Raw genomic sequence first — 10575 nt, 5'->3', positions numbered from 1 at the left:
TCGGAACGCTTTGCCATCGAAATTCCTTTCACCTATTCCACGATGGGCTCCGGCAATCGCTTCACAGCGTCCGACCAGGACCGAGGCACGCTCAATCGGATTCACCGCTCAGCGAATAGGCGGGCGGGTCCGAATTCATCTTGCGGTGGCGGCGGTGACGTCTAGGGTGCGTGCGATTATCCCGTCTGCGACCTTCGCGAGGGTGAGGTTGTGGTTTCTGGCGTACGCACGAATCGCGGCGAAGGCTTCGTTCATGGTCATTCCGGACGTGGCGGCGAGAACTCCTTTGGCTTGTTCGATCAGGATCCGAGAATCGAGCGCATGTTGAAGTTGCGCGGTGATGATGCTGGAGCTTTTGATGGTGCGTTCTTGAAGTATGCCGATGGTGGCGACGTCTGCTAGCGCTTGGGCGACGGCGATGTCGGCCGGGGCCAGTTCTCCGGTGTGGGTGCTGAACAGGTTCATCGTGCCGATGATCTGACCGCGGAGTCGGAGCGGCGTTGCGTGCACGGAAAGGAATCCTTGTTTAATCGCCTCGGCACTGAATTCGGGCCACTTTCCGGCGTTGATCTGTATGTCGCCGACGGTGACTGCGATGCCGGTGCGGAAGCAGTCGAGGCAGGGCCCTTCGCCGGCGGCGAGTTGGAGGACTTCGACTAGTTGCGCTTCTTCGCTGGTGGAGGCGATGAGTTGCAAAACTCCGACGGCGTCGACAAGGAGCAGTCCTCCTGCTTGGGTATCCAGAATGCGTGTGCATTCCTCGACCAACCAGTGGAGGAGGTCGACCACGTCAAAGTCGGTGACGAGGGTGTCGGCGAGTTTTACGAACGCGGCACTGAGCTGAGCTTCCCTGCTGTTTGCGGTCATTCTGATGGTCTCCTGCTTTATGACTGTTTTAGAGGGGCAAGTTATCAAATGTGAGAGTGCGGGTAACCACGTCGCGTGCGACTGAGAGGACGGTACGTCCTTGAGCGAAAGCGTAGGCCTGTAACCGTGAATAGGCGATGGTTGCGGTGGTGTCCAGTTGGACCAGGATCATGCCTGTTGCTTGATGCGCTTCCCGGCGCAGCGCCGGCACCGCTACCGATTCAGAAACATCGTCGTCGGTGGCGAAGGTCATAGCTCGTTGTATGGCGGTGCTTGCGATCGCGGACGCAATAGCGAGAGCGGATGACTGACCGTCTTCATCCAATCCACCCGGGGTGTCGCGGTACAACGTTGCGGCGCCCACAGTGACTGCCCCCATTCGTATGGGGATGGAAAATATTGCCCCCACATTCAGCTGCCCCAACGATGCGGCAAATATCGGCCATCGATCATGGGGGGCTGAGGCGACGTCCGGCAGCAGCACAGCGTTGCCGGTCCTTGAGGCAACCCACTGGGGTCCCTCACCCAACTCGAATTGCAGTTCCTCGAGGCGAGCGGCCACCGCGTCGCTTGCGCACAAAGCCACTTGAGCTCCCGAGGGACTGATCACCGTGACCGAAGCTCCCGAAATTGGAAGGTCATTGAGGAACGGCCGACACAAATCCAAGGTCGCCGAATTTGTTGCCACGTTGGGTTCTGCGCTGATCTCAGCCATCATCATCGCCGTGGTGGTCCGTTGGCATGAACGGGAGCGGGGAACAGTGCATCGGGACCTCTCGCAGTGGAAGCTGCCAGGGGCTGGGACAGTGCTGCAACGCTATCGCACAGCCCCCCAATCCGTCACTGGCGAGTCCGCGCGAAACAGTTGGGCGCCAGATTGTTTCCTGCATCAGTCCGGAGACTGACAACACCTTATGGCGATATTCGCCCACTACAGGCGTACTCTGTCGATATAGCAACTCCTGACCTCGGTCGCTTCTCTATCGGAAGACTAGGGAGTGCTGATGACCTTCGCGAACACAAGACGACTGACCTGGGCGCTTCAACCGCACGATGGCGTCGCGAATGGATCTTCTCCTACATCTCGGATACGTTCCGACGCTGAGAACAACTTATCGGTGGGCTTGGTTGTGGACGATGCCTCCCGTCGAGGGGTTTTCGCAAACCGCCTTGTCGAGGCAGACCTCGGATTTCCGCAGACGGAGGGCCTGCGGGAAGTCCCCTTGCGGGTCGACACTGTCCCGCTGCCTGTGGGCAGTTTCTACGGCCAAATGCAGACCATACAGATCGAAGTATTTGATCTGAACGAGTTGACTGAGGAAATCGTCCTCGCCGGCAACACCATTGGTTTCATCAGCCGGGTATGCCCAATATTTGTTGCGGAGACGGGCAGCCGAGTGGATCGAGCTGAGGAATGCGGCCAATTCCTCGTATGGGATTCAGCCGCGGCACTTCTTATCTCCAAATTGGGCCAAGTTCCGGAACCGGCGCAACCCGGCATCCGGGTGAGAGTCCACAAGCAGACCACCGCACTTAGCGCAGGTGGCGCCCGACCCTTCTGGCCTATCGACCCCACCCTCCGACATGCCTGAAAACTCACGGCGCGGGACCTAAGACTCTAGGCCACGTACGAACTTTCTTTTTAGCTGTATCTGTTGCTCCAGATCCCGGCAGCGGTCAAATTACCGACCCGCCAGGAGCAGCAATGACTTCCCCCACAACCTCAGACGCCGTCAATCAATCGGCCATCAGCCCCGCGAACGCGGACGCGCACACCGCGCTCCCTGCCACCCAGCCGATAGAAATCATCGCCCTGGGGCTCGGTTCAGCCGCAGCGGCCTCGGCTCCGGCATCATGAGCGCCTTCCTTATTGTCATCGTGGTGCTGGTCCTGCTTGTGCTCATTCTGGTGCCGATGGCGCTCCACATCGTGACGCAATACGAGATGGGTGTGCAGTTTCGATTCGGCCGGGTAATCGGAACAAAAAGCCCCGGGCTTCGCGTGATCATCCCCATCGCGGATCGGCTGACCAAGGTGTCTCTCCGCATTATCACCATGCCGATCCAATCCCAGGGGATCATCACGAAAGACAACGTGAGCGTCGATATCTCGGCGGTCGCTTACTTCCGCGTGATCGCCGCGGTCAAATCTGTTGTCGCGATCGAGAACGTCTACTCAGCAATCGACCAGATCGCACAAACCACCCTGCGCAAAGTCGTCGGCCAGCACACACTCGACGAGATGCTGGCAGAGACAGACGTTATCAACGCCGACATCCGCAAGATCCTCGATGTCACCACCCTCGACTGGGGAGTAGAAGTCACGCTCGTCGAACTCAAGGACATCCAACTCCCCGAGACCATGAAGCGGGCGATGGCTAAACAGGCCGAGGCGGAACGCGAAAAGCGAGCGAAGATCATCGCCGCGGAGGGTGAGTCCTTAGCTGCCGCCGCGCTCGGAGACGCCTCAGACACGATGATGGCCCACCCGCTCGCTCTCCAGTTGCGCAACCTGCAGACCCTCATCGAACTGGGCGTCGACAAGAACACGACCGTCGTCTTCCCCGCCCCGCTGATGTCCACCATCAGCGAACTCGGTTCCTTCCTGGCGCGCGAAGCCGCTGGTGCCGCAGCCGTGCTACCTACTTCCGCACCGACGATTCCCGCACCACCGTCACCCCTATCCGAAACAGAAGCGAAGGAACTCCCATGACCACCACCCCCGACCCGCGCACATTCGTCACTCTCAACCCGCTCTTTGCGCGGCCCGGGGAAGATACCGTCGCGCTCAAATATCAACTCGGTAGTGGGCAGATGCTGCCGGAGACCGCATATCAGATCGTGCATGACGAGACGATGCTCGATGGCAACGCGCGGCTGAACCTGGCCACGTTCGTTGGAACCTGGATGGACGATCACGCGAACCGGCTGTATGCCGAAACCTTCGACAAGAACATGATCGACAAAGACGAATACCCACAGACCGCGGCGATCGAAACCAATTGCTGGCGAATCCTCGCCGACCTGTGGAATTCCCCCGACCCTGAGAAGGCGATGGGGACCTCGACGATCGGATCGTCCGAGGCATCCATGCTCGGCGGCCTCGCGCTGAAGCGTCGCTGGCAGCAGGCGCGGCGCGCTGACGGCAAGTCGACGGAGAAGCCGAACATGGTGATGAGCAGCGCCGTGCAGGTGTGCTGGGAGAAGTTTTGCAATTACTGGGACATCGAAGCACGCTATGTGCCGATCTCCGAAGAGCACAAGACCTTCGACGGATACGAACTCGAGAAGTATGTTGACGAGAACACCATCGGGGTGGTTGCGATCATGGGCGTGACCTACACGGGCATGTACGAGCCGGTCAAGCAGATTGCCGAAGCATTGGATGCCATCCAGGCGAAAACCGGGCTCGACATCGCCATCCATGTGGATGCCGCCTCCGGTGGCATGATCGCACCGTTCTTGCAGCCCGAGCTGGAGTGGGATTTCCGGCTGGAGCGGGTTCATTCGATCGGCACCTCCGGACATAAATACGGTCTCGTCTACCCGGGACTCGGCTGGGTCGTCTGGCGTTCGGCCGATCTGCTGCCTGAAGACCTCATCTTCAAGGTCAGCTACCTCGGCGGCAACATGCCGACCTTCGCCCTCAACTTCTCCCGGCCCGCTGCGCAGGTGCTGTTGCAGTACTACCTGTTCCTCCGCCTCGGGCGGGACGGCTACACGCAGGTGCAGCAGGCCTCCCAGGATGTCGCGAAATACCTTGCCGAGGGGATTGCCAAGTTGGGGCCGTTCGAACTGTGGAACGACGGGAGTGACATTCCCGTGTTCGCGTGGAAGTTGAAGGACTCCGCGTCGAAGAACTGGAACCTCTATCACCTCTCGGACCGGCTGCGTACTGAGGGATGGTTGGTGCCGGCCTATCCGATGCCAGCAGACCTTCAGGACATCACGGTGCAACGAATCGTCGTGCGCAACGGAATGAGCATGGATCTCGCCGACCGGTTCCTGGTCGACATGGCAAAACAGACCGACTACCTTGACCGGCTGGAATCGCCCATGCCGATCGAAACCCAACCCGCGTTCCACCACTAGAACCAGGACCCAAGAAATGACAACACCGACTAAACAACCAGCCTCAACTCCCTCCGCCACGAAGGAGAAAGTCAAACGCGCTGCGACGATCAGCATCTTCGGCTTGGCGATGCTCAACATCGTCGCCGTCCTGAGCCTCCGCGGTCTTCCCGCGGTCGCCGAATACGGCATGGGTGCGATCTTCTACTACGTGCTGGCCGCGGTGCTGTTCCTGGTGCCGACCGCTTTGGTGGCTGCCGAACTTGCCACCGGCTGGCCCGAAACCGGCGGTGTGTTTCGCTGGGTGGGCGAGGCCTTCGGGCGCCGCTGGGCGATTGTCGCCATGTTCATGCTCGTGCTCGAGGTCACGATCTGGTTCCCGACCGCGTTGACGTTCGGCGCTGTCGCCCTGGCGTACACCGGACCCGATCACGCCGCCGATGCGGCCGTTGCGGGCAACCGCCTGTTTGTTCTCGCCGTGGTTCTCGTTGTCTACTGGCTGGCCACTTTCATCGCTCTGAAAGGTGCGAAAGCGTTCTCACGCGTCGCGAAATGGGGCGGCGTAATCGGCACCCTCGTGCCGGCCGGCATCCTGATCGTGCTCGGCTTCGCCTATGTCATCGCCGGCAACAAGCCGCAGATCGATGTCTCGTGGAAGGCGGTCATCCCCGACTTCTCCAACTTCGGCAACATCGTCCTCGCGGCCAGCATCTTCCTGTTCTACGCGGGCATGGAGATGAACGCGATCCACGTCAAGGACGTGAGGAACCCGACCAAGAGCTATCCGATCGCGATGCTGATCGCCGTACTCGGCACCGTCGTGGTCTTCGTGCTCGGCGCCCTTGCGGTCGCGTTCATCGTGCCCAGGAAGGACATCAACCTCGTGCAGAGCCTGCTGACGGCCTACAACGACCTCTTCGCCTGGGCACATATCGTGTGGGCCGGTCCGATCATCGCCGTAGCGCTGGCGATCGGCGTGTTCGCCGGTATCGTCACCTGGATTAGCGGGCCGTCGTCAGGGTTGCTGGTCGTGGCCAAAGCGGGCAACCTGCCCAAGTTTTTCCAAAAAACAAACAAGCACGGGATGGGCCTCAACATTATGATCACGCAGGCGATCATCGTCTCCGTGCTGGCGGTGTTGTTCATCATCCTGCCGTCGGTGCAGTCGGTGTACCAGATCCTCAGCCAGTTGACGGTGATCTTGTACTTGGTCATGTACCTGTTGATGTTCGCCGCCGCCATTCGGCTGCGCGTCACGCAACCGAACCGTCCCCGTCCCTACCGCATCCCCGGTGGCAAGGTGGGCATCTGGATTGTGGCAGGAGTCGGCTTCCTCGGGTCGGTGGTTGCGATGTTCTTCAGCTTCATCCCGCCGAACCAGATCAAGGTCGGCAGCCCGGTGTTCTACGTCGGTCTCCTCGTCGTGTTGAGCGTGTTCTTCGTGGCCGTGCCCTTCGTGGTCTACCACGTACGGAAGGACAGCTGGCGGGATCCGCAGAGCGGCTTCGCGGCGTTCACCTGGGAAGCTGAAGGTCACGAGCCTGGCACGGTCACCACCTCCGCGAAGGTGCCCGCCCAGTTGCATGAGGAATCGAAGCAGAAGGCATCCCATGGCGGATCATGACCGGATTGCGTCCGCGGTCGCCGCAGCATGGTCTCAGAACAGGGATGTCACCGGCGGAGCTAACGCGGATTACATTCCCGCGCTGGCCACCGTCGACCCCGACCTGTTCGGGATCAGCGTCGTCACCGTCACTGGGGACACCATCAACGCCGGTGATGCGAATACAGAATTCGCGATCGAGTCGATCTCGAAGGTGTTCACCATGGCTCGGGCGATGGATGAGATCGGCTCCGACGCGTTCCACTCCCAAGTAGGCACCGACCCGACCGGCCTCCCCTTCAACTCGGTGATGGCACTAGCCCTCCACGGCGACAAACCGATGTCTGCCCTCGTCAACGCTGGCGCGATGTCCTCGGTGAGTCTGATCCCTGCAGACAGTACCGAAGACAGGTGGGCGAAGATTCTGGCTGTGCAGAGTGCCTTTGCCGGGCGCACGATCGCGCTCAGCGAGACGATCAACCAGTCGGAGCAGACAACGAATGCCCACAACCGTGGCATCGCCTGGTTACTGAAAGCCGCCGGATATCTCTACGACGACCCCGTTGGGGTCTGCGACGTGTACACCCGCCAGTGTTCCACCTTGATCACGACCGCTGACCTGGCAACTATGGGTGCCACCCTCGCCAACGACGGTGTGAATCCTCTCACCGGCGCGCGCGCGGTCCACGGGGAGAACGTTCCACATATTCTCGCCGAGATGACGATGGAAGGTCTTTACGAAGCATCCGGCGATTGGGCTTACACAGTCGGCCTGCCGGGCAAAAGCGGCGTCGGCGGCGGCCTGATGGCAGTAGTGCCCGGACGGCTCGCGATTGCCGCATTCTCGCCCCCACTGGACAGCCACGGAAATAGCGTCCGCGCGCAACTCGCAATCACCCAGATCGCTGCGACCCTCGGCCTCAGCCTCTACCGGAAACCGCACGAGGCGGATGGACAGAACGCCGGCCGAGAAAGCAGTATCAGGTTGGCAACTGCCGGGAGGCAAAAATGAAGATCATCGTAAATTCTGACCACAACATCACCCTCACAGAGGAACCGATAGCTGCCATCGAGTCGACGGTGCAAACAACACTCTCCCGCTTTGACGTTCACCTGACTCGGGTGAATGTCACCCTGAGCGACGGGAGCGCTGGACGGAGCACCGGTGACGACATCCGTTGTGTCCTCGAGGCCCGGCCCGAGGGCCTGACTCCCGAATTCGCAACCGACAACGCCTCGACCGTCGATGACGCGGTCAGCGGTGCGCTCCACAAGATGCTCCGTCTGCTCGACAGCACATTCGGCCGACTTGACCATCACAAGGGCGACAGTTCCATGGGCGGGGTCGAGCCCCGCTAACACCCGCACCCAGCACCGTTCAACACACCCGGAAGGACGTGGGGGCATCATGGGCGCACCAACCACCGAGAAGAAGACTCGAACCACTTCTGGGAAGCTGCGCCGTGAAGTTGGTCCGATCGGCCTGCTGTTCGCCGCGATCGGATCGATCTTCGGTTCAGGCTGGCTTTTCGGAGCTTTCAACGCGTCGGTGATCGCCGGTCCCTCTGCGGTATTCTCCTGGCTCATCGCCGGCGGAATGATCCTTCTGATCGCACTCACCTACGCGGAACTCGGACCGATGTTTCCCATTTCTGGCGGAGTGGTGCGATACCCGCATCTGGTCTGGGGCTCATTTGCCAGCTTTTCCGTCGGCTTTGTCACCTGGGTTTCGACCATCGCAGTACCGGCAATCGAAGTCGAGGGTGCCCTCACCTACGCGAGCAAGTTCGCCGCATTCACCACCGCCTCGACCGTCAATGGCAACATCGTGCACGTGCTCACTCCCTTGGGCTACGGGTGCGCCGTGATCCTTCTCGCGGTTTTTCTGGCTATTAACGCGTTCGGGGTGCGGCTTTTCGCTCAAGTGAACAATGCACTGGTGTGGTGGAAACTCGTTGTCATTCTGTTGGTGATCGTGGTCTTCATCTTCACTGCCCTCTCCACAACAACAATGGGCACCCCCGCCAATTTCACCTCTCATGGGTTTGCCCCGGGAGGCATGCCGGGCATTTTCGTCGCCATTTCCACTGCAGGGATCACATTTTCTTTTCTTGGCTTCCGTCAGGGCATCGAGCTTGCTGGTGAGACCAAGAATCCGAGCCGGAATATCCCTCTCGCGGTGATCGGATCTATCCTGATCACCTCCGTGATCTACGCCCTGTTACAACTGGCTTTCACGTTGGGTGTGCCGGGTTCGGTTCTCGCAAAATCTGGTGGATGGGCACGGTTAGCCTTCGCAAACGACTTCGGTCCGCTCGCGGCGATCAGCACCCTCGCCGGCCTCACCTGGTTGGCGGTCATCCTTTATGCCGACGCGATCATTTCCCCGGCCGATACGGGACTGGTTTACACGGCGGTTGCCGCCCGAGTTTCCTACGCTCTGGCGCGTAACAAAGATGCTCCGGCTGCCCTGGCTCGAACAAGCAGATTCGGCGTTCCGCTGTGGGGCCTCATCGTGAGCTTCGTCGTCGGCCTCGTGATACTGCTGCCATTTCCGAGTTGGCAGCAACTCGTCGGATTCATCACCAGCGCGACCGTGATTTCCTTCGGTGTCGGCCCCGTCGTAGTCGGCGCCTTGCGCCGGGAAGTACCCGATCGCCCGAGACCGTTCCGAGTGCCCGGAGGCGACCTGATCCCTCTCTTGGCCTTTTACTCGGCAAACATGATCGTCTACTGGGGTGGATGGGCCACCAATGCGAAGCTCTTCCTCACCGTGTTGATCGGCTATGTAGTGCTAGCAGTCTTCAGAGTCGCCGGTCGTCGGGACAAACACCAGGGCCGTCTTGATTTTCATGCCGGCGCATTTTGGGTCTTGCCGTGGTTCACTGCTATGTCAGTGATCAGTTGGACCTGTGACCCCACTTCCAACCCGCAAATGTTCGGCTGGGTGTTCCTCATCAACGTCGCGGTCACAGTCGGGATCTTCTATTTGGCGATTCGAATGCGGCTCCCGCGGCACCGCGTCGAGGCCAATATTGTGGAAGTAGAGGCCGAGCTTGCCAACCGAGAATAGTTCGAACTCGAAAACTCGAGAGAGAACCTGCTCCTGAGTGCAGTTCATCGGCTTGACTTTCGTCCCCGAGAAAGAAGGTGCGCTCACTCGGCATCAGCGCCTGTCAGGCTGTTGACGGCCAGAGTATCTGTTTCGATATGCCGCGGTCGACTGCTGGCCCTGGTTGCCGCGATTCGGCATCAGAGGAGGATATCGCCGATTTTATCGCTTCGAGTTCGATTCAGAATCGGCCCGGGCAAAGTGAACACGATTCTGCGAAAATTCGAAATTCTTTTCTGGCTCCGGCACGCATTTAAAATTCTGTCCGGGTGCGCTGCCGGCGGGCGTGCTCAAAGAGGCTGTCTTGCCTGCTTCGATGCATCGACATCTTCCTCGGCAAGATGGGTGATTTCGGATCCACGCGTTGGAAGAGGTGCATGAGGATCCGGCCCGTGGACACGAGACACTCGCAATCGTGATCCGCAAAGAGTCTCGCGTATTGACACCCCAGTCATGCTGGAGGTACGTTCGCGGTGTTGCTCCAGCCCTCGGCCACGCCTTTTCCCGCGCGAAGTCAGGAGACACAATGGCAACAGATGAGTACGCAAAGCTCGTAACTTTGGACGACCTCGGAAAAACGGTCGCCGATGCGAGCAACGATATTCGCGGTCGCAAAGTAATCGATAAAGACGGTCAAGAGATCGGAAAGATCGACGCTCTGCTCATCGACGACAAAGCACGGAAGATCCGCTTCCTGCGGGTCGAGACCGGCGGCTTTCTCGGTATCGGCGAAAAGAAGTCACTGATTCCAATCGACGCTATCGCCTCGATCAGCGAAGACGAAGTTCGCCTCAACCACACGCGAAGCCAAGTTTCGGAAGCACTGGGCTGCTGCGGGGATTTCGGACAGCGGAATTAGTGGATTCGTCTACGCTGCCAGGGCTGGCTGCTGATAACCATAGTGGACTTCGTTGGGCCGTCGG

Annotated in this window: 11 protein-coding genes and 1 pseudogene; 9 read left to right on the top strand and 3 right to left on the bottom strand. The window is 59.8% G+C overall.

Going from position 1 to position 10575, the window contains the following annotated elements:
- Nucleotides 1-135: 135 nt before the first annotated feature.
- The 3 genes and pseudogenes from ABIB54_RS17265 to ABIB54_RS17255 all read right to left on the bottom strand — a co-directional run.
- Entirely contained in the window at nt 136-867 is a 732-nt protein-coding gene (locus ABIB54_RS17265) for a GAF and ANTAR domain-containing protein (RefSeq protein WP_354576764.1), read from the bottom strand.
- A 28-nt stretch (nt 868-895) separates the two neighbouring features.
- On the bottom strand, nt 896-1120 hold the full coding sequence (locus tag ABIB54_RS17260; RefSeq protein WP_354576765.1) for an ANTAR domain-containing protein: 225 nt from the start codon (nt 1118-1120) through the stop codon (nt 896-898).
- Nucleotides 1121-1150: 30 nt separating this feature from the next.
- A pseudogene (locus ABIB54_RS17255) lies at nt 1151-1582 on the bottom strand (GAF domain-containing protein); the annotation flags it as partial.
- A 289-nt stretch (nt 1583-1871) separates the two neighbouring features.
- Here ABIB54_RS17255 and ABIB54_RS17250 point away from each other — a divergent pair.
- From ABIB54_RS17250 to ABIB54_RS17210, 9 genes are all read left to right on the top strand, one after another.
- Nucleotides 1872-2459, top strand: coding sequence for a hypothetical protein (locus tag ABIB54_RS17250; RefSeq protein ID WP_354576763.1), 588 nt, complete (start codon nt 1872-1874; stop codon nt 2457-2459).
- A 113-nt stretch (nt 2460-2572) separates the two neighbouring features.
- Complete coding sequence (locus ABIB54_RS17245) at nt 2573-2725, top strand: hypothetical protein (protein ID WP_354576762.1); 153 nt, start codon at nt 2573-2575, stop codon at nt 2723-2725.
- The gene (locus ABIB54_RS17240; protein ID WP_354576761.1) at nt 2722-3579 is read left to right on the top strand and encodes a slipin family protein; all 858 of its coding nucleotides are present in this window, start codon (nt 2722-2724) and stop codon (nt 3577-3579) included. The genes ABIB54_RS17245 and ABIB54_RS17240 overlap by 4 nt, the downstream gene beginning before the upstream one ends.
- Entirely contained in the window at nt 3576-4958 is a 1383-nt protein-coding gene (gene gad, locus ABIB54_RS17235; protein WP_354576760.1) for a glutamate decarboxylase, read from the top strand. The genes ABIB54_RS17240 and gad overlap by 4 nt, the downstream gene beginning before the upstream one ends.
- A 16-nt stretch (nt 4959-4974) precedes the next feature.
- Nucleotides 4975-6561, top strand: coding sequence for a glutamine/gamma-aminobutyrate antiporter GadC (gene gadC / locus ABIB54_RS17230; RefSeq protein WP_354576759.1), 1587 nt, complete (start codon nt 4975-4977; stop codon nt 6559-6561).
- The gene (gene glsA / locus ABIB54_RS17225) at nt 6548-7552 is read left to right on the top strand and encodes a glutaminase A (protein ID WP_354576758.1); all 1005 of its coding nucleotides are present in this window, start codon (nt 6548-6550) and stop codon (nt 7550-7552) included. Before gadC ends, glsA begins: the two co-directional genes overlap by 14 nt.
- Nucleotides 7549-7899, top strand: a complete 351-nt coding sequence (locus ABIB54_RS17220) for an HPF/RaiA family ribosome-associated protein (protein ID WP_354576757.1) — start codon at nt 7549-7551, stop codon at nt 7897-7899. Before glsA ends, ABIB54_RS17220 begins: the two co-directional genes overlap by 4 nt.
- Nucleotides 7900-7948: 49 nt before the next feature.
- Entirely contained in the window at nt 7949-9613 is a 1665-nt protein-coding gene (locus tag ABIB54_RS17215) for an APC family permease (protein WP_354576756.1), read from the top strand.
- Between the two features lie 565 nt (nt 9614-10178).
- Nucleotides 10179-10511: a PRC-barrel domain-containing protein gene (locus tag ABIB54_RS17210; RefSeq protein ID WP_354576755.1), complete on the top strand. Its 333-nt coding sequence runs from the start codon at nt 10179-10181 to the stop codon at nt 10509-10511.
- The last annotated feature ends 64 nt before the right edge of the window (nt 10512-10575 follow it).

Origin of the sequence: Frigoribacterium sp. UYMn621 (genome assembly GCF_040549525.1) — a bacterium.
Classification (GTDB): Bacteria; Actinomycetota; Actinomycetes; order Actinomycetales; family Microbacteriaceae; genus Lacisediminihabitans.
Note: the sequence above shows the minus strand (reverse complement) of the source record. Positions and strands in the feature narration are given on the sequence as shown.